Genomic DNA, 22,530 nt, shown 5'->3' with positions numbered 1-22,530 from the left:
ACCCTGACCCCACCCTGAGATCCCCGGGGCGCGGATGTCGGGGGCGTCCCCGTGGTGGTGGGGCGGCACGCCGTGTGACGATCGGACCGGCGCCGAAAACCTACCGGCGTCCCTGCCGAGACACCTTGTCACCAGGAGCCTCCGATCAGCACCGTGACGCCGCCACCCCGTCTCTACCGGGCGCCCGAACACCGGTTGGCCGCCGGCGTGGCCGCGGGCATCGCCGACCACCTCGGCATCCCGGTCCTGCGGGTACGGGTCGCGTTCATGGTCCTGCTCGGGCTCAGCGGCCTGGGGCTGCTGCTGTACGCGGCGTTCTGGGCGGTGGTGCCGCTGCGCCCCGGAGACACCGCCACGCCGCCCCGCCGGGATCCCGCCCAGCTGCTGCCCTTCGTGCTGATCGGGCTGGGTGTGCTGCTGGTTCAGGTGATGCTCTTCGACTCGGTCGGCGCCACGGGCACCGCCGGGTGGCTGGTTGCGATCATCGCGGTGGGCGCCGGGGTGATCTGGCACCAGTCCGCGCCGGAACGCCGCCGACACTGGGGCGACGCGATGCCGGTGCCCTGGCTGGGCGCGGTGGTGGAGGAGAGCGACCGGCGGTCCTTCGTGCTCCGGTACGCCGGCGGCGGGCTGCTGGTCGCGGTCGGCATCATCGGCGTGGCGGCGGTGTACTCCCCGGTGCAGAACGTCGACGCGGTGGTCAACGGCGTGATCTTCGCGCTGGTCGGGCTGGCCGGGGTCGGGGTGGTGGCCGGGCCCGTGCTGTGGCGGACGTGGAACCAGCTGCGCTCCGAGCGGGTGGGCCGCATCCGGGAGCAGGAGCGGGCCGAGCTGGCCGCCATGGTGCACGACCAGGTGCTGCACACCCTGGCCCTGATCCAGCGTAACGCCACCGATGTCAAGACGGTGCAGCGGCTGGCCCGGGGCCAGGAACGATCGTTGCGTAACTGGCTCTACAAGCCCACCGGCTCGCCCAGCGAGCGGTTCGCTGCCGCCCTGGAGCAGGCCGCCGCCGAGGTGGAGGACACCTTCGCCATCACCGTGGAGACGGTGGTGGTGGGCGACCGGGAGACCGACGAGCGGGTCGGGGCGCTGGTCGCGGCGGCCCGGGAGGCGCTGGTGAACGCGGCCCGGCACGCTCAGGTGGCGACGGTGTCCCTCTACGCCGAGGTGGAGCCGGAGCAGGTGAGCGTCTTCGTCCGCGACCGGGGCAAGGGTTTCGACCCGGATACCGTGGAGGATCACCGACACGGCGTACGGGGATCGATCGTCGGGCGGATGAAGCGGCACGGTGGCCGGGCGGAGATCCGCTCCGGGCCGGGTGAGGGGACCGAGGTCCGACTGATCCTGCCGATCAGCGGCACCGGCTCCACGGCGGAAAGGGACAGATGACCATGGCGGAGCAGTCGATGGAACCGGTCGAGGGGGCGGACGCCCCGGGCGGGCGGCTGCGGGTCTTCCTCGTCGACGACCACGCCATGTTCCGGGCCGGCGTACGGGCGGAGTTGGGCGCGCACGTCGAGGTCGTGGGGGAGGCCAGCACGGTCGCCGAGGCGGTCACCCGGATCGCCGTGCTCCAGCCCGACGTGGTGCTGCTCGACGTGCACATGCCCGACGGCGGGGGGCGCGCGGTGCTGGACGCGATGCGGCGTACCCACCCGCAGGTCAGGTTCCTGGCGTTGAGCGTCTCGGACGCGGCCGAGGACGTGATCGGGCTGATCCGGGCCGGCGCTCGGGGGTACGTCACCAAGACCATCTCCCCGGACGAGTTGACCGCGGCGATCCGCCGGGTGGCGGACGGGGACGCGGTGTTCAGCCCCCGGCTGGCCGGGTTCGTGCTGGACGCCTTCGCGGCCCGGCCGGACGCGCCGGTCGCCGATCCGGAGCTGGACCAGCTCACCAACCGGGAGCGGGAGGTGCTGCGCCTGCTCGCCCGGGGGTACGCGTACAAGGAGATCGCCAAGGAGCTGTTCATCTCGATCAAGACGGTCGAGACGCACGTCTCCAACGTCCTGCGCAAGCTGCAGATGTCCAACCGGTACGAGTTGTCCCGCTGGGCGGCGGACCGCCGGCTGGTGTGACGGCGCGGGAGGAAACGGAAATACCCGCCGAGACGGCGGCGTGGCTGAAAAGAGATCAACTCGGGGAGGGCGAAGCCTCCTCGATCCGGGTGTGCACCGGCAGTCGGCACCGGGCTGACGGTCGGGTACGATCTCGGATGCCATCCTCCACCCGGTTGTGATGCCTCCCGGCCAGTCGGAGCCGGCATCGTCCGGATGGGCGGAAACGGTCAACGTTCGGCGGGAGTTGGGGCGTGGCCGGCATGGCGGCGGAGCGGCTCACCGCTGAGTCTTCCGGGGCCGGACGCACCGGCGGTCCCGTTGCCCGACCTGCTCAGCAGGGCACGACTCGGGGCAGTTGGTGATCTTTTCCGAAGTATCGGCAACGTGGCGGGCAACTAACGTCTTGATAACGGCACCTTCACGCAATGGGCCGGTGGGTGTCACAGTGGCAGCACCTCATCCCTGGCGCGAGGCACCCGTACGTCCGCCGGCCACGGCGCCGCCCCTCATGCGGCTCGTGGCCGTCGAGCCTGCGCGGAGTCGGACGCGGGGGTGTGGTGGCCCGGCGGATCGGTCCCCCTGGGGTGTCCCGATTTCCTCTGCGGTAACCGGTGGCCTGAGACACGAGGTCCCCGGCGGTGTCACCCCCACACGTGCGTGAAACCCACGACGGAACCAGGTTAGAAAGAGGAGGCCCCTCGGAATGAGAGTCTCGAAGCGGGCGAGTGGCGCCATCGCGGCCGGCATGGCCGCCGCGTTGGTCGTCAGCGGTTGCTCGAACAGCGACAGCAAGAATGGCGACGCTGCCGCCACCCAGGACGGCGCGATCGTCATCAACGGCGTCCAGCCCGAGAACCCGCTGGTTCCGGCCAACACCACCGAGACCGGTGGCGGCAAGATCATCGACAACCTGTGGACGGGTCTCGTCGAGTACCCGAACGACGGAAGCGCCCCGCGCAACGCGCTGGCCGAGTCCATCGACACCACGGACTCGAAGGTCTTCACCATCAAGATCAAGGCGGGTACCAAGTTCCACGACGGTACCGAGGTGAAGGCGAAGAACTTCGTCGACGCCTGGAACTGGGCCGCCCACTCGCCGAACGGCGCGGCCAACAGCAGCTTCTTCGCCGACATCGCCGGCTACGGCGACGTCGCCACCCAGGACCCGGACGACGACGGCCCGCAGAAGGCGCCGGCCCCGAAGGCCGACAAGATGTCCGGCCTGAAGGTCATCGACGACCAGACCTTCGAGGTCACCCTCGGCGCGCCGACCGCGGTGTTCCCGACCAAGCTCGGCTACAGCGCCTTCATGCCGCTGCCGGACGCCTTCTTCACCCAGAAGCCGGAGGAGTTCGGCAAGAAGCCGATCGGCAACGGCCCGGTCAAGTTCGTGTCGTGGGAAGACAACGTCGCCATCAAGCTCACCCGCTTCGACGACTACACCCTGCGCGACAAGGTGAAGATCAAGGACGTCACCGTCAAGCTCTACCAGAACGAGGACGCGGCCTACGTCGATCTGCTGTCGGGCAACCTCGACTACCTGGAGCCGATCCCCACCTCGGCGCTCGCCGGTGACAAGTACAAGACCGACCTGGGCGACCGGGCACTGTCCACCGTCGTCCCGGCGACCGCCTTCATCGCGTTCCCGATCTACGACAAGCGCTTCGCCAACCCGAAGCTGCGCAAGGCCGTCTCGCTGTCGGTCAACCGGCAGGAGATCTCCGACAAGATCTTCTTCGGCACCCGTAAGCCGGCCGACAGCTGGGCCAACCCGCTCACCCCGGGCGCCCCGCAGGGCAACTGCACCGCCTGCAAGTTCGACGTGGCCCAGGCCAAGCAGCTGCTCCAGGAGGCCGGTGGCTTCCAGGGCGAGATGGTCTTCTACTACAACGCCGACTCCAGCCACAAGGACTGGATGGAGGCCGTCGCGCAGCAGGTGAAGACCAACCTCGGCATCGCGGCCCGCGCCGAGGGCGTGCCGACCTTCGCGGTCTTCCGGCAGAACATCAACGCCCGCAAGATGAACGGCCCGTACCGTGCCGCCTGGCAGCAGGACTACCCGGACGTCGAGAACTGGGTGAACCCGCTCTACGTGAAGGGCGGCTCCTCCAACGACGGCCTGTACAGCAACCCGCAGGTCGACGCGCTGGCCAAGGAGGCGAGCGGTGCCCCGAGCCTGGAGGCCTCGCACGCCAAGTTCGCCGAGGCGCTGAAGATCGTCGACGAGGACGTCCCGAGCATTCCGGTCTACTTCTACGGCCTGCAGGTCGGCCACTCGGAGAAGATCAAGAAGCTCGAGGTGACCAACGTCGGTGAGATCGACCTCTCCTCGGTCGAGCTCTGATCCGAACGGTCTGACTGACCCCGGGTCGGGTCCGCCACATCCGGTGGGCCCGGCCCGGGGCCGTTCCGCGAGCGGGTGACACCATCACCCGCCCTCGCCAACGCTGCCCCAGTTCGTCGGACGCCGACGCGCTCCCTGTCTGGAGGACCACCCCATGGGCCGTTATCTCGTGAGACGGCTGCTCCAACTCGTGCCGGTGTTTCTCGGCACCACGTTCCTGATCTACTGGCTGGTCTGGTCGGTGCCCGGCGACCCGTTCGCCGGCAAGTGCGGCGAGAAGCCCTGCCCGGACGCGTACGTCGCGACGATGACGGCGAAGTACCACCTCGACGAGAACGTCTTCGTGCAGTACGCCATGTACATGAAGAATCTCCTACAGGGGGACTTCGGTACCACGTACAGCGGTCTGTCGATCAACGACATCATCGCCACCGCGTACCCGAACACGCTGAAGCTGGCCGTCGTGGCCCTGACCATCGAGGCCGTGATCGGCCTCACCGCCGGCGTGTTGAGCGGTCTGCGCCGCAACGGTTTCCTGGACAATCTGGTCCTGGTCTCGACGCTGTTCCTGATCGCGCTGCCGGTCTTCGTGGTCGGCTTCGTGCTCCAGTGGCTGTTCGGTGTGCAGTGGGGGATCGTCCGGCCCACCGTCTCCAGCGCGATGCCGTTCTCCGAGCTGATCATCCCGGGTTTCGTGCTGGGCAGCGCCTCGATGGCCTACATCGCCCGGGTGGCCCGGACGAGCATCGCCGAGAACCGGCGGGCCGACTACGTCCGGACCGCGATCGCCAAGGGTCTGCCGATGCGCCGGGTGGTCGGGGTGCACCTGCTGCGCAACTCGCTGATCCCGGTGGTCACCCTGCTCGGCACCGACCTCGGTGCGCTGATGGGCGGCGCGATCGTCACCGAGGGCATCTTCGGCATCAACGGCATCGGGCGGCAGGTCTACCGGTCGATCGTCACCAAGGAGAGCGCTACCGTTGTCTCCATCGTGGTGGTGCTGGTGCTGGTCTACCTGCTGATGAACCTGCTGGTCGACCTGCTCTACGCCGCCCTGGACCCGAGGATCCGCTATGAGTGACCCCTCCGCCGCCTCGATCGTGAGCACCCCCCGGCCGGAACAGCCGACCGAGATCGGTGCGCCCGCCGACGCCGGCCTGCCGGAGAGCGCCCGCAAGGAGAAGCCGCGCGGCCTGCTCGGTGACGCCTGGCATGACCTGCGCCGCAAGCCGCTGTTCTGGATCTCCTCGGCGATCATTTTGCTCTTCGTGGTGATGGCGGCCTTCCCCTGGCTGTTCACCTCCGGTGACGCGGTCAACGGCTCGCTCACCCACAGCCTGGAGAAGCCCTCGGCGCAGGCCTGGTTCGGCTACGACATCCAGGGCAGGGACGTCTACGCCCGGGTCATCTACGGCGCCCGCGCCTCGATCCTGGTGGCGCTGCTCTCGGTGCTCGGCACCATGCTCTTCGGCGGCCTGATGGGCATCGTCTCCGGCTACCGGGGCGGCTGGGTCGACGCGCTGCTCTCCCGCATCGCCGACGTGTTCTTCGGCCTGCCGTTCGTGCTCGGCGCCATCGTGATCCTGACCACCTTCAACAACACTGGCAGCAACAACAGCACGGTCAAGATCATGGGGCTGGTGATCGCCTCGCTGGTGATCCTGACCTGGCCGGTCATCATGCGACTGATGCGCTCCTCGGTGCTGGCCACCAAGGAGGCCGACTACATCGTCGCGGCCCGGGCCATGGGCGCCAGCACCAGCCGGATCATTTTCAAGCACCTGCTGCCGAACTGCCTCGCGCCGCTGCTGGTCTACTCCACGATCATGGTCGGCTCGTTCATCGGCGCCGAGGCGACGCTCTCCTTCCTGGGCGTCGGCCTGAAGAGCCCGGTGGTGTCCTGGGGCATCATGATCAGCGAAGGGCAGAACTACATCCGGGTCGCGCCGGGCCTGGTCTTCCTCCCCGCCGCGTTCCTCGTGACCGCCGTACTGAGCTTCGTCATGCTCGGTGAGGCCGTCCGCGAGGCCCTCGACCCGAAGCTCCGATAGGGGACTGAGTTGTCCGACATTCTCGTGTCCGAGCAGAGCGCACCCGGCGCCGACGGATCCGGCCGCCCCTCCGGCCGGCTGCTCGAGGTCGACGACCTGCGGGTGGAGTTCCGCACCCGGGACGGCGTCGCCAAGGTCATCAACGGGGTCACGTACCACGTCGACGCGGGGGAGACCCTCGCCGTGCTCGGCGAGTCCGGCTCCGGCAAGAGCGTCACCGCGCAGACCGTCATGGGCATCCTGGACATGCCGCCGGGCTTCGTCACCGGCGGGCAGGTCCGCTTCCACGGCAAGGACATGCTCACCATGTCCGCCGAGGAGCGCCGCCGCATCCGCGGCGAAGGCATCGCGATGATCTTCCAGGACTCGCTCTCCGCGCTGAACCCGGTCTTCACCGTCGGGTTCCAGATCGCCGAGCAGTTCCGGATCCGGCGCGGCATGAGCCGCGCGGACGCCAAGAAGCGCGCGATCGAGATGCTCGACCAGGTCAAGATCCCGAACGCCAAGGGCCGGTTCAGCAACTACCCGCACCAGTTCTCCGGCGGTATGCGGCAGCGTGCCATGATCGCGATGTCGCTGGCGCTCGACCCCGAGGTGCTGATCGCCGACGAGCCGACCACCGCGCTGGACGTAACCGTGCAGGCCCAGATCATGGACCTGCTCGGCGAGCTCCAGCGGGAGCGGCGGATGGGCCTGATTCTGATCACCCACGACCTCGGCGTGGTGGCCGACGTCGCGGACCGGATCGCGGTCATGTACGCCGGCCGGATCGTCGAGGAAGCCGACGTCTACGACCTGTACGCCAAGCCGGCGCACCCCTACACCCTCGGCCTGCTCGACTCGATCCCGCGGCTGGACGAGAAGGGGCAGCAGCTCCGTACGATCAAGGGCCTCCCGCCGAACCTGATGAACATCCCGCCGGGCTGCCCGTTCAATCCGCGCTGCCCGATGGCGCAGCCGGTGTGCCGCGAGAAGATTCCGCCGCTGCTGCAGATCGGCGCCGGCCGGGCGAGCGCCTGCCACTTCGCCGAGGAGCTGGTGAACCGTGACTGAGAACATCCTCGAAGTCCGTGACCTGGTCAAGCACTACCCCGTCACCCAGGGGATCGTGTTCAAGAAGACCGTCGGGCACGTCAAGGCCGTCGACGGCGTCTCCTTCGACCTCAGGGCCGGCGAGACGCTCGGCGTGGTGGGCGAGTCGGGCTGTGGCAAGTCGACCCTCAGCCGGGTGCTGATGAGCCTGGAGAAGCCCACCGCCGGCAGCGTCATCTTCAAGGGCCAGGACGTCGCCACGCTCTCCGCGGGGGCGATGCGCCGGCTGCGCCGGCAGATCCAGATGGTCATGCAGGATCCGTACACCTCGCTGAATCCGCGGATGACGGTCGGTGACCTAATCGGCGAGCCGTTCGAGATCCACCCGGACGTGGCCCCGAAGGGCAGCCGCCGGGACAAGGTCAAGGAACTGCTCGACCTGGTCGGCCTCAACCCGGAGCACATCAACCGGTACCCGCACCAGTTCTCCGGCGGCCAGCGCCAGCGCATCGGCATCGCCCGGGCGCTCGCCCTGCGCCCGGAGGTCATCATCTGCGACGAGCCCGTCTCGGCCCTGGACGTGTCGATCCAGTCGCAGGTGATGAACCTGCTGGAGAAGCTCCAGAACGAGCTGGGCCTGTCGTACGTCTTCATCGCCCACGACCTGTCGGTGGTGCGCCACCTCTCCGACCGGGTCGCGGTGATGTACCTCGGCAAGATCGTGGAGATCGGCACCGAGGACGAGATCTACGAGCGACCGACCCACCCGTACACGCAGGCGCTGCTCTCGGCGGTGCCGGTGCCGGACCCGACGCTGCGGGAGAGCAAGGCGATCATCCGGCTCACCGGTGACGTCCCGTCCCCGATCAGCCCGCCCTCGGGCTGCCGGTTCCGGACCCGGTGCTGGAAGGCGCAGGACGTCTGCGCCGAGCAGGTGCCGCTGCTGGAGGTCCGGCCGGGGTCGGACCACCCGAGCGCCTGCCACTTCGCCGAGAAGCGGGAGATCGTCGCCACCCACCCGGCGTGAGCTGCCCGAAACCGTCTGTCGGCGTCCGTGTGAGGCCGGCAGGCGGTTCGCCGTCTCCGGCCCGGACCCGAACACCCCGAAGGGCTGGGGCGGGCCACGTCGGGCCGCGTCCGCCGGCGCGCGGACCTGCGCGCCGGCCGAACCCCGGCGAGGCCCAGGGTCACCGCTCAGAGCGGGCCGCGGCCGGCGCGCAGCAGGAGCAGGGCCAGTTGGGTGCCGTCCGCGCCGAGCGACTCCCGGAACCGCTCCAGGATCTCCCGCTCCCGGGAGAGCACCAGCCGGGTGCCGCCCGAGGCCATCCGGGTGGCGCCGACCTCCTGGGAAAGCTCGGCGCGCTCCTGCCAGAGTTCGATCAACGTCCGGTCGATCTCGTCGATGCGCTCACGGATCGCGGCGATGCGGGCCGCTGCGGCCGGCTCTTCGGTCCCGAAGCGGGCCGCGGTGTTCCCGTCGGCCGCTCCCGACGGCCCGGCCGCCGTCTCACCGCTCTGCTCCACCACGTCTGTCATCATCGGTCGTACCTTCCTGACGTCGTGCCCGGTGTCGGGATCCCGGGACGGAGAAAGCCCCGGGCTCCAGGAGCCCGGGGCTTTCTCGTAGGTCTGGTTGATCAGGCGCGACCTACGGCAGCCGGACTCCCGGTGCCGTAGTAAAAGTAGAAACGCTGACCGAACACGCCGTCGAGTATGCCGGCCACCGGGGCGGTGGCGCAAGGAATCCGCCAATCCGTGGGATGTCGCACGGCCCCGGCGGCTCCGGGGCCGTGCGACATCGCGTCAGCCCAGCCGGGTGATCCGGTCCGCCGGGCCCGGTCCCACCGGCTCGCCGGCGGCGAGGTAGGCGACCAGCGCGTCCACGTCGAAGCCGGGGGCCGTGCTGCGGCCGGTGCCCGCCCGCAACTCGGTGAACCCGTCCCCGCCGTTGGCGAGGTAGTCGTTCGTGGTGACCCGGTAGCTGGCCGCCGGGTCGACCGGGGTGCCGCCCAGCGTCAGCGCGCTGACCCGGGAGCCGGCCGGGGCGGTGGTGTCGTACGAGTAGGTCAGCCCGGCCGACGGCTGGAGGATCCGCTGGGTGGTCTGCCCGTTGAAGCCGACGAACTGCTGCTCCAGCACGTTCTTGAGCTGGGCGCCGGTGAGGGTCTGGGTGACCACGAGGTTGTTGAACGGCTGGACGGTGAACGCCTCGCCGTAGGTCACCTCGCCCGGCGCCTCGCCGCCGGCCGACGTCGCGTACGACAGGGAGGCCCGGACGCCGCCCGGGTTCATCAGCGCGATCTGCGCCCCGTCGCCCCGCGTGTACGCCAGCTGCGCGTCGGCGATGACGTCACCCATCGGGCTCTCCCCGTTGGGCCGGGCTTCCCGGACGATGTCCGCGTTGATCCTGCCGACCACCCGGTTGGCGATCGGGGCGACCGCCGTGCGGTACTTGTCGGCCAGCGCCTCGGCGCCCCGGTCGACCAGCTCCGGGTTCCTGGCGAAGACCCCGCCGGTCTGCTGCCAGGTGCCGTCGGCGTTGCGGACCCCGTTCTCCACGATCACGTTCTTCGCGGTGATGCTGGTGAACCGGCCGGTGCGCCGGTCCAGCGAGTAGTCGATGTCGGTGACCAACTGCCCGTTGCTGCCGGCGCTGGTGACCACGCTGTGCGCACCCGAGGAGTTCGGCAGCGAGCAGGAGTAGAAGCGGTGGGTGTGCCCGGAGACCACCACACCGAACTCGGGGCGCAGCCCCTTGACGATGTCCACGATCGGGCCGGAGAAGTTGGCGCAGTCGGAGACGCCGGGGAGGGTCGGCGGGGCGGCCTGCGCGCCGCCCTCGTGCACCAGCAGCACCATCGCCTTGACGCCGAAGAGCTTCAGCAGACCGCCCCACTTGTTGGCGGTCTCCACCTCGTCGGTGAAGGTGACGTCCTTGATGCCGGCCGGGTTGACGATGCCCGAAGTGCCCTCCAGGGTGACCCCGACGAAACCGACCGGCACGCCGCCGACGAAGCGGACGTCGATCGGGGGCAGGATCGGCAGCTTCGTCTTCTTGCTGATGGTGTTCGCCGCCAGGTAGGTGAACTTCGCGCCGGCGAAGCCGTCCCCGTCCTGGCAACCGTCGACCGGGTGGCAGCCGCCCTTGTTGATCCGGATCAGCTCGTCGACGCCCTCGTCGAACTCGTGGTTGCCGACCGAGCTGATGTCCAGCCCGACCTCGTCCATCAGCTCGATGGTGGGCTCGTCGTGGAAGGCGGCGCTGACCAGCGGGGTGGCGCCGATCAGGTCGCCGGCCCCGACGGTGGTGGTGACCCGTCCCTCGGCCTTCGCCTCGGCGCGCAGCTTCTTCAGCCAGGTGGCGAGGTATTCCACGCCGCCGGCCGGGGTGCCGTTGACCGTGGCGCCGCTGCCGCCCGGCGGGTCGATGGCGCCGTGGAAGTCGTTGTAGCTGAGGAACTGGCCCTTGACCTCGCGGCCGGCGGGCTTGGCGTAGGAGACGGCGACCGGGACGAGCCCGGCGGTGTCGTCGGCGGTGGCCGGCTGCGGCGTGGACCCGCCGGCGACGGGCAGCCCGGCCACGACGGCCAGGGCGAGGGCGGGTACGGCGAGGTGACGCAGCACGGCCCGACCGCGCGAGCGCGGTTGACTCATGGTTGTTCTCCCAAGTCGTGTACGGGGGAGTAGTCGGGGGTTTCCGCGTCATCGTCCCGGGTCGTGGACGAAGACACCAGGGGCGACAGCATGACAGGTTCGTCTCAGTCCGCACGTGACCGGGCCGGCGCGGGCGTGCGCGGTCGGGAAGTGTCCGGGGTGCGGCATAGACTCGCCGTGCGATGCATCCTCTCTTCGACATCCCCGCGTCCCCGCCCGCACCCGAGCCTGCCCGGACCCCGCCGCGCCGGCCGGGCTCCGCCGTCGCGCACCTCGACCCGCAGCAACTCGTCGAGGGGTTGAACGGCCCGCAGCGGGATGCGGTCACCCACGCCGGCTCGCCGCTGCTGATCGTGGCCGGCGCGGGCTCGGGCAAGACCAAGGTGCTCACCCACCGGATCGCCTATCTGCTGGCCGCACGGGACGTGCACCCCGGCGAGATCATCGCGATCACCTTCACCAACAAGGCCGCGGGGGAGATGAAGGAGCGGGTGGCCAACCTGGTCGGCCCGCGCGCCCGGCTGATGTGGGTGTCGACGTTCCACTCCGCCTGCGTGCGCATCCTCCGTGCCGAGCACGAGCACGCCGGGCTCAAGTCGACGTTCTCCATCTACGACGCCGACGACTCCCGCCGGCTGATGCAGCTGGTCGCCCGCGAGCTGGACCTGGACCCGAAGCGGTACCCGGCGCGTGGGCTGGCCGCCCAGGTGTCCAACCTGAAGAACGAGCTGGTCGACCCCGAGGCGTTCGCGGCCCGGGCGAAGGGCCCCAACGAGCGGGCGCTGGCCGAGGCCTACACGCTCTACCAGCGTCGGCTGCGCGAGGCGCACGCGCTGGACTTCGACGACCTGATCATGACCACGGTGCACCTGCTCCAGTCGCACCCGCACGTCGCGGAGAGCTACCGCCGCCGGTTCCGGCACGTGATGGTCGACGAGTACCAGGACACCAACCACGCCCAGTACGTGCTGATCAAGGAGCTGGTATCCGGCACCGAGGGGATCGCGCCGGCCGAGCTCTGCGTGGTCGGCGACGCCGACCAGTCGATCTACGCGTTTCGCGGCGCGACGATCCGCAACATCCTGGAGTTCGAGCGGGACTTCGCCGACGCCCGGACGATCCTGCTGGAGCAGAACTACCGCTCCACGCAGACCATCCTCAACGCCGCCAACGCGGTCATCGACCGCAACACCTCCCGGAAACCGAAACGGCTGTGGAGCGACGCCGGCGCCGGCGAGCGGATCGTCGGCTACGTCGCCGACACCGAGCACGCCGAGGCGGACTGGGCGGCCCGGGAGATCGACCGGCTGGTCGACGACGGGGAGGCCCGCCCCGGGGACGTCGCGGTCTTCTACCGCACCAACGCCCAGTCGCGGGTCTTCGAGGAGGTGTTCATCCGGGTCGGCCTGCCGTACAAGGTGGTCGGCGGGGTGCGCTTCTACGAGCGCAAGGAGGTCCGCGACGCGCTGGCCTACCTGCGCGCGGTGGTCAACGACGACGACACGGTGAGCCTGCGCCGGGTCCTCAACACCCCCCGACGCGGCATCGGCGACCGGGCCGAGGCCTGTGTGGAGGCGTTGTCCAGCCGGGACCGCATCTCCTTCGGCGCGGCGCTGCGCCGGGCCAAGGACGCTCCCGGCATCTCCACCCGGGCCGCCAACGGCATCGCCGACTTCGTCGCGCTGCTCGACGGCGCCCGTGAGCTGGCCGAGACCGGCACCCCCGAAGAGGTGCTGGAGGCGCTGCTGACCCGTTCGGGCTACCTGACGGAGCTGGAGGAGAGCCTCGACCCGCAGGACGCCGGCCGGGTGGACAACCTCCAGGAGTTGGTCAGCGTCGCCCGGGAGTACACCGAGCGGATCGAGGCGATCGCCGAGGAGGGGGAGCGGGCCACCGTCGCCGGCTTCCTGGAGCAGGTCGCTCTGGTCGCCGACGCCGACCAGGTCCCTGCGCCGCCCGGCTCGACGGCTGACGGCGCCGAGGCGGACGACGCCGCGCCGCATCAGGGCGTGGTCACCCTGATGACGCTGCACACCGCCAAGGGCCTGGAGTTCCCAGTGGTGTTCCTGACCGGCCTGGAGGACGGCGTCTTCCCGCACCTGCGCTCGCTGGGCGACACCCGCGAGCTGGAGGAGGAGCGCCGGTTGGCGTACGTCGGCATCACCCGGGCCCGGCAGCGGCTGTACCTGTCCCGGGCGGTCACCCGGTCCGCCTGGGGGCAGCCGTCCTACAACCCGCCGTCGCGGTTCCTCGAGGAGCTGCCTCCCGAGCTGGTCCGCTGGGAGCGCACCGAAGGGTCGTACACCTCGTGGGCCGGTGGGGGCGGCGGCGTCGGGGGCCGCGCGGACCGCGTACCCGGCGGGCGTGGTGGCTTCGTCGGTGGCACCCCGAAGGCGGCGCAGCTCGCCCAGCGGCTCGGGGTGGACGCCAGCCGGTTGGCTACCGCCAGCGAGCTGCCGCAGGGGCCGAAGGTCGCGGTCGGCGACCGGGTCAACCACCAGCGCTACGGGCTGGGCCGGGTGCTGGCCGTGGAGGGGCACGGCCCCGGTGCCCGGGCGCAGATCGACTTCGGCGACCAGACCATGTGGCTTGTGCTGCGACACGCCCCGATCGACAAGCTCTGACAGCGAGGCGGCGGGGCCGATCCTGACGGCTTCCATAGGATCTGGTGTATATGGCCACAGCGGCGGCGCGCACGAGCCTCAGCGCACGGCAGCTCAACCGGGCAACCCTCGGACGGCAGATGTTGCTAGGCCGAGAATCAGTCAACGTCGTCGACGCCGTACAGCGCGTCGTCGCGCTCCAGGCACAAGAGCCCGCTTCGCCGTTCCTCGCCCTGTGGAACCGGGTCGCCGATCTCGACCCGGCAGCCCTCGCGACCGCCTTCGCCGAGCGCACCCTTGTCAAGGCGACACTGATGCGCCTGACACTGCACGTCGTGCACGGCGACGACTACCCGTACTTTCACGCGGCGATGCTGCCCAACCTGCGCGGCCCGCGCCTGGGCGACCGCCGCTTCACGGCCAGCGGGTTGTCCATCGCCGAAGCGGACGCCCTGCTTCCCCACCTGGCGAGCTTCACCAGCCAGCCGCGCACCGGCACGGAGATCGAGGAGATGCTCGCCGCCCGACTCGGGGAGCGTAGGCAGGGTGTGTGGTGGGCGCTGCGAACGTACGCGCCCCTGCACCACGCGCCAACCGGCGGACCGTGGTCGTTCAAGAGGCCGGCGTCGTACCTCAACGCCCGAACCACGTCGGCTGCGCAGAGCCGGGGCGACGCCCTGCAGGGGCTGATCCTGCGCTACCTGGCGGCATTCGGCCCCGCCTCGATGCCCGACATCGCGCAGTTCACCATCCTCAGGCGGTCCGTGGTGCGGGACGCGCTCGGCGCGCTGGGCGGCAGGGTCGAGACGTTGACCGGCCCAGGCGGAGAAACGTTGTTCGACGTCCCGGGCGGACGCCGTCCCGCCGAGGACGCCGTCGCCCCGCCGCGCCTGCTGCCGATGTGGGACAGCATCCTGCTCGCGTACGCCGATCGAAGCCGCGTCATCCCACCGGAGTACCGCCCGGTGATCCTGCGCCGCAACGGCGACGTCCTGCCAACGCTGCTTGTCGACGGCTATGTGGCCGGGGTGTGGCGCCCGGTCGAGGGAGGCATCGAAGCGACAGCCTTCCACCGGCTGACCGACGACGCCTGGTGCGGACTAGCCGCCGAAGCCGCGGGCTTGCAGGCGTTCCTGGCGGATCGCGATCCCGCGGTCTACCGCCGGTCTGCGCACTGGTGGTCCAAGGACCTGCCGAGCGCGGACGTCCGCATTCTGACGAGATAGAACGCCCTGCCGCAGCATCCCGGGGCGGTTTCTCATGGAAGTGTCGCAGGCGACATGTCAGGCAACGTGTCCATGAGAAAGCGGCACCTTCATCGAGAACCTACACGCCGGTCAGCAGGCGACATCGATGCCCCTCGCCCGCAGGAACGGTGCCGGGTCGATCTGGTTCCACATCTGGCCCTGGTGCACCTCGAAGTGCAGGTGTGGGCCGGTGGAGTCGCCGGTGGAGCCCTCCAGGCCGATGATCTGGCCGGCAGCCACCCGGTCGCCGACGCTCACCTTCGCGGTGCTCAGGTGGGCGTAGTGGGTCAGGTAGCCGGTGCCGTGATTGACCACCACGGAGACGCCGTAGCCGTCGCCGACGTCGCCGGCCTTCTCGACGGTGCCACCGAAGGCGGCACGGACCGGGGTGCCGGCGGGCATCGCGAAGTCGATGCCGGCGTGCAGGGTGCCTCCGCGCGGGCCGTAGCACGAGGTGATCTGGGCGCCCTTCATCGGAATGACCCAGGACAGTCTGGGCTTCGGCGCCGGTTTGCTGGTCTTCTTCGGGGTGGGCCTCGGGCTGGCCTTCTTCGACGCCGTCGGCGACGGGCTGGCGCTCGGGCTCGCCGTCGTCGGGCTCGGGGTGGCCGGTGGGCTCACCGACGCGGTCGTCTCCCGGGCGGAGCGGTCGGCCCGGTCGGCGGCGCCGGCGCGGGCCTGGGCGTCGAGCGACACGGCGGTCGCAGCGGGGGTGTCGTCGGGGTCGAACGCGACGGTCACGGCACCGGCGACGCCGAGGCCGACCAGGGCGACCGCGCCGACGACGAGGCCGCGGCCGCCGCGACGCCTGCGCAGCCGGTGCCGGGCCGGTCCGGCACCGGTCGTCGGGTACGGGGTGTTGCTGTCTTCCTGCACGGCGGACCTTCACACAGTAGGAGGGCGGGGGACCCGTCCATCCTGGGTGTCACCCGGGCCGCCGGTGGGTACCGGTACGGACGGCTGGCCGTAGCGGCCGGGGATGGGCCGCCCGCTTTGCGGTTGTCTCACCGCTCGTACGTGCATCTCTGATCAGCGATCCGGTGGCGTCACTCACACTCCGTGGTGTGAGGTAGCTGACTTGCGCGCACGAAAAACCGCCCGGATCGATCGATCCGGGCGGTCAACGGGCGATACGGAGCGTCAGGACGCCGCTACCTCGCTGTAATATGCCTCGACTTGCAGCTTGATGTCCACTCCGCGCTCCTGGAGCCAGGGCACCGGGTCCAGCGGCTCCCCCTTGACATGGATCTCCAGGTGCAGGTGGGAGCCGTACGAGTGGCCGGTGTTGCCCACCAGGCCGAGCTGGTCACCGGCCTTGACCTGCTGACCCTCCCGGACGCTGACCTCCGAGGAGTGGCCGTAGATGGCCTCGCTGCCGTCGGGGTGCTGGACGATCACCGCGTAGCCGTACCCGCCGAACCAGCCGGCCTTGGTGACGGTGCCGGAGTGGATCGCGACGAACGGGGTGCCCTCCGGCGCGACGAGGTCGATACCGGTGTGCAGCTTCCCCCAACGCATGCCGTAGGGGGAGTTGAAGTCGTAGCCCTGTAGGGGCAGCAGCCACGGATCCGACTCGGTGGAAGCCCCGTTGCCGCCCCGGACGGTGTCACGGGTGGCGCGATCGGCGGCCTCGGCGCGGGCTGCCGCGTCCTGGCTGGTGATCGAAGCCTGCTTCAGCTCGTCGAGGACCGACGGGCTGACGCTCTTGCTGTCGGGGAGGGCGTTCGCGCCGAGGGCGACGATGCCGGCACCCACGAAGGCGGTGGTGACCACCGCCGCGTAGCGGCTCCGTGGGGGGGTGGGTACACGGCGGCGGCCACGATATCTATCGGGCTCAGACGACAGGCGCTGGCGCACGCACACCCTCCGTTGTCGGGGATCCGATGCCGATTCGGGCCGTCCGGTGAAGTGCGGTCGAACGTCCGTTGGCGGCGTCGTCACCCGTCGGTGGACCTGATGACAACCGTGGACACGTTAGCCCCCCGCCGCCCCGGTCACAAGCGGAAGCGCCGAATCGGCGGGGCTTTCTGTCCCTTTCCGTCCGTCAATGTCCTAGCTCTAGACGCCGTACGGCTGCCCCTCCCACTGCCCGAAAGTCGCGGATAGTGACCGTTCGGCGGAGGTGTCCGGCTTCCGATCGGAGAGCTCGGGCGATAGGGGTGACGGGCCGGTTTCCCCACCCCCCTGCCGTCGGGTTACCGTTCGTTCAGGTGGTAGCCGCGGAGCCCGTGAAAGGTGTGCGCTGATGAGCTCTCGTATCCGGGTAGTCGTCGCCAAGCCGGGCCTCGACGGCCATGACCGCGGCGCCAAGGTCGTCGCCCGCGCTCTCCGCGACGCCGGCATGGAGGTCATCTACACCGGTCTGCACCAGACACCGGAGCAGATCGTGGAGACCGCCATCCAGGAGGACGCCTCCGCCGTCGGGCTCTCCGTGCTCTCCGGCGCGCACATGACGCTCTTCCGACGGGTGCTGGAGTTGCTCGCCGAGCGGGACGCCCGGGACATCGTCGTCTTCGGTGGCGGCATCATCCCGAATGCCGACATCCCCGAATTGGAGCAGCTCGGCGTCGCGAAGATCTTCACCCCGGGCGCGACCACCCGGTCGATCGTCGAGTGGGTCCGGGCGAACGTCGCCCAGGCCGTCGCCTGACATCTCGCCTGCCGGGCGGGCACGCCGGGAGTGTGCCCGCGTGCGGGGGCCGGGTGCGCCGCGGCTGGTCCACGGTGGCGGCCAGCTCGCACGCGCCCTTCGGCGCGGCGGGGCGGCCCGGAACAGGTTGCGGGCAGGGGGAAGGGCCGGACGCACCCCTCACACGCCCGGCCCTTCTATGCACGATGCCCCGCCGCCACCCCTCGACCGACAGGGCATCGGCCGCTCCCGTCGTCGCGCCATCAGCGCTCCGACATCAGACTCAACGACGCCCGTACCAGGGGGTTACGCCCCATTTCCGGGATCTTGGGCGGCCGCCCCGGCCGGGCGTCCGGCGCCGGCGCGTCGCACGCGGCACGCTGTGCATTACCGCACACCACGCACCCGCTCGGTTGCCGCCGGTTCCCGTCTCGCTAGGCTGCGGCCGACGGCTGTTTGAACTGATGACGGGCGTCAACGGAGTTTCCACAACGCTGGTGGCGGCGCGACGGCGCGCCGCGGAGACGGGACGGGACGCGCAATCGTGGACCTGTACGAGTACCAGGGGCGGGACCTGTTCGAGCGGCACGGTTTGCCCGTGCTGGCCGGCGGCGTCGCCACTACCCCGGAGGAGGCCCGCGCGATCGCCGAACGCCTCGGCGGTCGGGTGGTCGTCAAGGCGCAGGTGAAGGTCGGCGGCCGAGGCAAGGCCGGCGGCGTCAAGCTCGCCGAGGGCGCGGAGGAGACGGTGGCCCGGGCCACCGACATCCTCGGCATGGACATCAAGGGTCACACCGTCCACAAGGTCATGATCACCGTGACCGCGGACGTGGCCGAGGAATACTACTTCTCCTACCTGCTCGACCGGGCGAACCGCACCTTCCTCTGCATCGCCAGCGTCGCCGGCGGCATGGACATCGAGCAGGTCGCGGCCGAGACCCCCGAGAAGGTCGTGAAGGCCCCGATCGACGCCGTTGAGGGCGTGGACGAGGCGAAGGCCCGCGAGATCGTGACCGCCGCCAACTTCCCGGCCGAGGTCGCCGACCAGGTCGTCGAGATCGCCGTGGGCCTGTGGAAGGCCTTCGTCGCCGAGGACGCCACGCTGGTCGAGGTGAACCCGCTGGCCAAGACCGGCGAGGGCAAGCTGCTGCTGCTCGACGCCAAGGTCAGCCTCGACGAGAACGCCGGCTTCCGGCACCCGGACCACGAGGCCCTGGTCGACCAGGCCACCGTGGACCCGCTGGAGCAGGCCGCCAAGGAGAAGGACCTCAACTACGTCAAGCTCGACGGCGAGGTCGGCATCATCGGCAACGGCGCGGGCCTGGTCATGTCGACGCTCGACGTGGTCGCGTACGCCGGTGAGCGGCACGGCGGCGTCAAGCCGGCCAACTTCCTCGACATCGGCGGCGGCGCGAGCGCCGAGGTGATGGCCAACGGCCTGGAGATCGTTCTCTCCGACCCGTCGGTGAGGAGCGTCTTCGTCAACGTCTTCGGCGGCATCACCGCCTGCGACGCCGTCGCCAACGGCATCGTCCAGGCCCTGGCCCTGCTGGAGCAGCGCGGCGAGCAGGCCACCAAGCCGCTCGTCGTCCGGCTCGACGGCAACAACGCCGAGGCCGGTAGGGCGATCCTCGACGGCGCGAACAACCCGCTGATCCAGCGGGTCGACACCATGGACGGCGCGGCCGAGCGGGCCGCCGAGCTGGCAGCTGCGGGGGTCTGACAATGGCTATCTGGCTGACCAAGGACTCGAAGGTCATCGTCCAGGGGATGACCGGTTCCGAGGGCATGAAGCACACCCGGCGGATGCTCGCCGCCGGCACGACCGTCGTCGGCGGCGTGAACCCGCGCAAGGCCGGCACCACGGTCGACTTCGACGGCACCGAGCTGCCGGTCTTCGCCTCCGTCGCGGACGCGATGAAGGAGACCGGGGCCGACGTCACGGTCATCTTCGTGCCGCCGCAGTTCACCAAGGGCGCCGTGGTCGAGGCGATCGACGCGGAGATCCCGCTCGCCGTGGTGATCACCGAGGGCGTGCCGGTGCACGACACCGCCTCGTTCTGGGCGTACAACGTGGCCAAGGGATCCAAGACCCGGATCATCGGCCCGAACTGCCCCGGCATCGCGTCGCCGGGCGCCTCCAACGCCGGCATCATTCCGGCCGACATCACCGGCACCGGCCGGATCGGCCTGGTCAGCAAGAGCGGCACGCTGACCTACCAGATGATGTACGAGCTGCGCGACATCGGCTTCTCCACCTGCGTGGGCATCGGCGGTGACCCGATCATCGGGACCACCCACATCGACGCTCTCGCCGCGTTCGAGGCCGACCCGGAGACCGACGCCATCGTGATGATCGGTGAGATCGGCGGCGACGCCGAGGAGCGGGCGGCCGAGTTCATCAAGACCAACGTCACCAAGCCGGTGGTCGGCTACATCGCCGGCTTCACCGCGCCCCCCGGCAAGACCATGGGCCACGCGGGCGCCATCATCTCCGGCTCGGCGGGCACCGCCGAGGCGAAGAAGGAGGCGCTGGAGGCCGTCGGCGTCAAGGTCGGCAAGACCCCGACCGAGACCGCCAGGCTGATGCGGGAGATCATGTCCGGCCGCTGAGCGGACGTGGCTGGGTCCAGCCGCCTGTCGCGCGGACGGAGCGTCGAGGGGGTCGACCGGTGACGGTCGGCCCCCTCAGCGGTTGTCCCAGAGCGGGTACGTCCCGGTGGCCCGCCAGATCGCGGTGCCGATGATGTTGATCACGCCGAAGGCGATGGCCAGGTAGCCGAGCAGCGGTGACTGCCCGAACCGCTTGGCGTCCCGGATCGACAGGTAGCCGAAGACGATGCCCAGGACGCCGCAGCAGATCAGGCCGAGGACGATGCCGAGGATCCCCCACAGCGTGGTGCGGTCCCTCCCTGCCGCCGGAGGCGGCGGGGGCGGCGGGTACGGAGCGTTCACGGCTTCCTCCCAGCGCTCGGTGCCGCGACGTCAGTCGCGTCCTGCGCCGAGGCTAGACCGGATTGCGGCCCAGAACCGGTGGATCAGGGAACTCGCCGGCGGCGGGGCGGCCCCACCGGGCAGCCGACACCAGTGCGGCGTGCCAGAGTAGACCTGATGTCCTCGGTCACCCCTGATCAGCCCCGCCGTGCCGCCGCCGGCGTCCCCGCCGACTCCCGCCCGTCCGGCCGGCAGACGGCGGGTTCCCGGGTGCCCGCTCCCCGCCGCCCCGAGCGGTCCGGCCGGGCGCCGCTCGCGGTCGCGGCCGGGGTCGCCGCCGTCTGGGCCGCGGTCACGTCGTACCTGCCGGTCGCCCTGGTGCTGGGGTTGGCCCAGCTCAGCGAGGGCGCCGCCGCGGTGCCCGGCGCGCTGCGCGCCGGGCTGGCCGGCTGGCTGCTCGGCCACGGCGTTCCGTTGCAGACCACCGCCGGCCCACTCGGCCTGGTGCCGTTGGCGCTGGGCGCGCTGGCGTTCTGGCGGCTGATCCGCGCCGGCGTGCACGTCAGCCGGGCCATGAGCGCGCGGGGCCGGCGCTCCCCCCGGCAGGCGCTCACCGCCGCGGTCGCCGTCGGCGTCGGGTACGCGTCGCTCGGCGTCCTCGCCGCGCTGCTGGTCGGCTCCGGCGGCCTGCGGGTGTCCCCGGTCCGCGCCGGGCTCACGTGCGCGCTCGTCGGCGCGCTGGGTGCCCTGGTCGGGGCGGTGCGCACCACCGGCGTCGCCGGTCTGCTCGCCGAGCACGCGCCCGCGCCGCTGCGCGACGCGGTGCGGACCGGGCTGGTGGCCGGGCTGCTGCTGTTCGGTGCGGGAGCCGGTGCGGCCGGGCTGGCCGTGGCGACCGGCGGGGGCGACGCCGCCGACATGCTCGGGGCGTACCGCACCGGGGTGGCCGGGCAGGCCGGGATCACCCTGGTCAGCCTCGCGTACGCGCCGAACGCCACGGTCTGGTCGACCGCCTACCTGCTCGGGCCCGGGTTCGCCGTCGGCACCGGCACGGCGGTGCGCACCAGCGAGGTGACGGTGGGCGCGCTGCCGGCCGTACCGCTGCTCGCCGGCCTGCCCAGCGGCCCGGTGGACGGCCTCGGGGCTGCCCTGCTCGCGGTGCCGGTGCTGGCCGGCATGGCCGCCGGCTGGCTGCTCGCCCGCCGGCTGTCGCGCGCGCCCGGTGACGAGCGGGCAGAGCCCCGCTGGTCGGCGCTGCTCGTTCCGGCGGCGCTCGCCGGCCCGGTGGCGGGCCTGCTCGTCGCCCTGGCCGCGGGAGCCTCCGGTGGCTCGCTCGGCGGCGGTCGGCTGGCCGAGATCGGCCCGGTGCCCTGGCAGGTGGGTCTGGTGGCGACCGCCGTGGTGGCGGTCGGGTCGCTGCTCGGGGCCGCCGCCGGCAGGCTGCTGAGCCGCCGCTGACCCTGGCCGCAGTATGCCGTCGGTGCCAGGGCCGCCCGGAGAACGCGGCGGGCGCCCCGGGGAGGAGGCGCCCGCCGCGGTGTGGGCTCAGAACCGGCTCGGCATGTCCAGACCGACGACGAGGTTGACGACGAGTCCCAGCACACCCAGAGCGACGGCGATCGCGCCGCAGATCAGCCCCGCCTTGGCCTGACCGCCGTTGCTGGCCAGCCCCTGGGCCGCCTTCTGCCTGCCCATCCAGCCGGTGATCACGGCGGCGATGCCGACCGGGATGCCCAGGGAGAAGCAGCAGAGCATCGGAATCGAGACGATGCCGAGGATCATCGACACCAGGCCGAGGGTGTTCTGCTGCCCGGCCGGCTGCGGGTACCCGGCGCCCGGGTACGTCGGCAGGCCCGGGGGCTGCTGGGCGTACGGGTCCGCCGGCTGTCCGAACGGCTGGCCGGGGGTGGGCTGGCCGTACGGCGCCTGCGGCGGTGGGGCGTACGGGTCCGCCGGCTGCGCGTACGGCTGGC

Annotated in this window: 19 protein-coding genes; 13 read left to right on the top strand and 6 right to left on the bottom strand. The window is 70.9% G+C overall.

The features are described from left to right. Positions 1-153 precede the first annotated feature (153 nt). The 7 genes from E1193_RS17900 (at position 154) to E1193_RS17870 (ending at position 8,517) form a co-directional block, all read left to right on the top strand. Positions 154-1,392, top strand: coding sequence for an ATP-binding protein (locus E1193_RS17900; RefSeq protein ID WP_132184339.1), 1,239 nt, complete (start codon positions 154-156; stop codon positions 1,390-1,392). Between the two features lie 2 nt (positions 1,393-1,394). After that, the gene (locus E1193_RS17895) at positions 1,395-2,081 is read left to right on the top strand and encodes a response regulator transcription factor (RefSeq protein ID WP_132184341.1); all 687 of its coding nucleotides are present in this window, start codon (positions 1,395-1,397) and stop codon (positions 2,079-2,081) included. A gap of 685 nt (positions 2,082-2,766) precedes the next feature. Then, positions 2,767-4,407 (top strand): ABC transporter substrate-binding protein, encoded by a 1,641-nt coding sequence (locus E1193_RS17890; RefSeq protein WP_132184338.1) that lies wholly within the window; start codon positions 2,767-2,769, stop codon positions 4,405-4,407. 154 nt (positions 4,408-4,561) lie between these two features. Further along, positions 4,562-5,488, top strand: a complete 927-nt coding sequence (locus E1193_RS17885) for an ABC transporter permease (protein ID WP_132184337.1) — start codon at positions 4,562-4,564, stop codon at positions 5,486-5,488. Then, positions 5,481-6,458 (top strand): ABC transporter permease, encoded by a 978-nt coding sequence (locus E1193_RS17880; RefSeq protein WP_132184336.1) that lies wholly within the window; start codon positions 5,481-5,483, stop codon positions 6,456-6,458. Before E1193_RS17885 ends, E1193_RS17880 begins: the two co-directional genes overlap by 8 nt. A gap of 24 nt (positions 6,459-6,482) precedes the next feature. Further along, on the top strand, positions 6,483-7,511 hold the full coding sequence (locus tag E1193_RS17875) for an ABC transporter ATP-binding protein (protein WP_132184340.1): 1,029 nt from the start codon (positions 6,483-6,485) through the stop codon (positions 7,509-7,511). Continuing rightward, positions 7,504-8,517 carry a dipeptide ABC transporter ATP-binding protein gene (locus E1193_RS17870; protein WP_132184335.1) on the top strand — a complete coding sequence of 338 codons (1,014 nt, stop codon included), beginning with the start codon at positions 7,504-7,506 and terminating at the stop codon, positions 8,515-8,517. Before E1193_RS17875 ends, E1193_RS17870 begins: the two co-directional genes overlap by 8 nt. A 167-nt stretch (positions 8,518-8,684) precedes the next feature. Here E1193_RS17870 and E1193_RS17865 read toward each other — a convergent pair whose 3' ends face one another. Beyond that, the gene (locus E1193_RS17865) at positions 8,685-9,029 is read right to left on the bottom strand and encodes a chorismate mutase (RefSeq protein WP_132184334.1); all 345 of its coding nucleotides are present in this window, start codon (positions 9,027-9,029) and stop codon (positions 8,685-8,687) included. Positions 9,030-9,293: 264 nt separating this feature from the next. Further along, on the bottom strand, positions 9,294-11,144 hold the full coding sequence (locus E1193_RS17860) for a bifunctional metallophosphatase/5'-nucleotidase (RefSeq protein WP_132184333.1): 1,851 nt from the start codon (positions 11,142-11,144) through the stop codon (positions 9,294-9,296). Positions 11,145-11,326: 182 nt separating this feature from the next. Here E1193_RS17860 and pcrA point away from each other — a divergent pair, with 182 nt between their 5' ends. Together pcrA and E1193_RS17850 are read left to right on the top strand one after the other, a co-directional pair. Further along, positions 11,327-13,768: a DNA helicase PcrA gene (gene pcrA / locus E1193_RS17855; protein ID WP_132184332.1), complete on the top strand. Its 2,442-nt coding sequence runs from the start codon at positions 11,327-11,329 to the stop codon at positions 13,766-13,768. Between the two features lie 50 nt (positions 13,769-13,818). Beyond that, complete coding sequence (locus E1193_RS17850) at positions 13,819-14,973, top strand: winged helix DNA-binding domain-containing protein (protein ID WP_132184331.1); 1,155 nt, start codon at positions 13,819-13,821, stop codon at positions 14,971-14,973. Positions 14,974-15,084: 111 nt separating this feature from the next. On the opposite strand, the gene E1193_RS17845 is transcribed toward E1193_RS17850, so the two are convergent. Together E1193_RS17845 and E1193_RS17840 are read right to left on the bottom strand one after the other, a co-directional pair. Further along, positions 15,085-15,870, bottom strand: coding sequence for a M23 family metallopeptidase (locus E1193_RS17845; RefSeq protein ID WP_132184330.1), 786 nt, complete (start codon positions 15,868-15,870; stop codon positions 15,085-15,087). Between the two features lie 264 nt (positions 15,871-16,134). Next, positions 16,135-16,851 (bottom strand): M23 family metallopeptidase, encoded by a 717-nt coding sequence (locus E1193_RS17840; RefSeq protein ID WP_132184329.1) that lies wholly within the window; start codon positions 16,849-16,851, stop codon positions 16,135-16,137. 388 nt (positions 16,852-17,239) lie between these two features. Between E1193_RS17840 and E1193_RS17835 the strand changes: the two genes are divergently transcribed. The 3 genes from E1193_RS17835 (at position 17,240) to sucD (ending at position 20,236) form a co-directional block, all read left to right on the top strand. Beyond that, entirely contained in the window at positions 17,240-17,644 is a 405-nt protein-coding gene (locus E1193_RS17835) for a cobalamin B12-binding domain-containing protein (RefSeq protein WP_132184328.1), read from the top strand. 523 nt (positions 17,645-18,167) lie between these two features. Beyond that, complete coding sequence (gene sucC / locus E1193_RS17830; protein WP_132184327.1) at positions 18,168-19,346, top strand: ADP-forming succinate--CoA ligase subunit beta; 1,179 nt, start codon at positions 18,168-18,170, stop codon at positions 19,344-19,346. A gap of 2 nt (positions 19,347-19,348) precedes the next feature. Next, the gene (gene sucD / locus E1193_RS17825; RefSeq protein ID WP_132184326.1) at positions 19,349-20,236 is read left to right on the top strand and encodes a succinate--CoA ligase subunit alpha; all 888 of its coding nucleotides are present in this window, start codon (positions 19,349-19,351) and stop codon (positions 20,234-20,236) included. A gap of 75 nt (positions 20,237-20,311) precedes the next feature. On the opposite strand, the gene E1193_RS17820 is transcribed toward sucD, so the two are convergent. Next, positions 20,312-20,578, bottom strand: a complete 267-nt coding sequence (locus E1193_RS17820; RefSeq protein ID WP_132184325.1) for a DUF4190 domain-containing protein — start codon at positions 20,576-20,578, stop codon at positions 20,312-20,314. A gap of 156 nt (positions 20,579-20,734) precedes the next feature. On the opposite strand from E1193_RS17820, the gene E1193_RS17815 reads away from it, so the two are divergent. Continuing rightward, positions 20,735-22,015, top strand: coding sequence for a DUF6350 family protein (locus E1193_RS17815; protein ID WP_132184324.1), 1,281 nt, complete (start codon positions 20,735-20,737; stop codon positions 22,013-22,015). A gap of 87 nt (positions 22,016-22,102) precedes the next feature. Here E1193_RS17815 and E1193_RS17810 read toward each other — a convergent pair. Beyond that, positions 22,103-22,530 (bottom strand): DUF4190 domain-containing protein (locus tag E1193_RS17810; protein WP_132184323.1); only part of this gene is annotated, 428 nt, incomplete at its 5' end.

The sequence above is a fragment of the Micromonospora sp. KC606 genome, assembly GCF_004348675.1.
In the GTDB taxonomy this organism is placed as follows: Bacteria; Actinomycetota; Actinomycetes; order Mycobacteriales; family Micromonosporaceae; genus Micromonospora.
Note: the sequence above shows the minus strand (reverse complement) of the source record. Positions and strands in the feature narration are given on the sequence as shown.

What these genes read in the sequence shown, in the direction of transcription:
- E1193_RS17895 (WP_132184341.1), top strand. Translation starts at nt 1,395, where the DNA reads ATGGCGGAGCAGTCGATGGAACCGGTCGAGGGGGCGGACGCCCCGGGC.
- E1193_RS17890 (WP_132184338.1), top strand. Translation starts at nt 2,767, where the DNA reads ATGAGAGTCTCGAAGCGGGCGAGTGGCGCCATCGCGGCCGGCATGGCC.
- E1193_RS17885 (WP_132184337.1), top strand. Translation starts at nt 4,562, where the DNA reads ATGGGCCGTTATCTCGTGAGACGGCTGCTCCAACTCGTGCCGGTGTTT.
- E1193_RS17880 (WP_132184336.1), top strand. Translation starts at nt 5,481, where the DNA reads ATGAGTGACCCCTCCGCCGCCTCGATCGTGAGCACCCCCCGGCCGGAA.
- E1193_RS17865 (WP_132184334.1), bottom strand. Translation starts at nt 9,029, where the DNA reads ATGATGACAGACGTGGTGGAGCAGAGCGGTGAGACGGCGGCCGGGCCG.
- E1193_RS17860 (WP_132184333.1), bottom strand. Translation starts at nt 11,144, where the DNA reads ATGAGTCAACCGCGCTCGCGCGGTCGGGCCGTGCTGCGTCACCTCGCC.
- pcrA (WP_132184332.1), top strand. Translation starts at nt 11,327, where the DNA reads ATGCATCCTCTCTTCGACATCCCCGCGTCCCCGCCCGCACCCGAGCCT.
- E1193_RS17850 (WP_132184331.1), top strand. Translation starts at nt 13,819, where the DNA reads ATGGCCACAGCGGCGGCGCGCACGAGCCTCAGCGCACGGCAGCTCAAC.
- E1193_RS17835 (WP_132184328.1), top strand. Translation starts at nt 17,240, where the DNA reads ATGAGCTCTCGTATCCGGGTAGTCGTCGCCAAGCCGGGCCTCGACGGC.
- sucD (WP_132184326.1), top strand. Translation starts at nt 19,349, where the DNA reads ATGGCTATCTGGCTGACCAAGGACTCGAAGGTCATCGTCCAGGGGATG.
- E1193_RS17815 (WP_132184324.1), top strand. Translation starts at nt 20,735, where the DNA reads ATGTCCTCGGTCACCCCTGATCAGCCCCGCCGTGCCGCCGCCGGCGTC.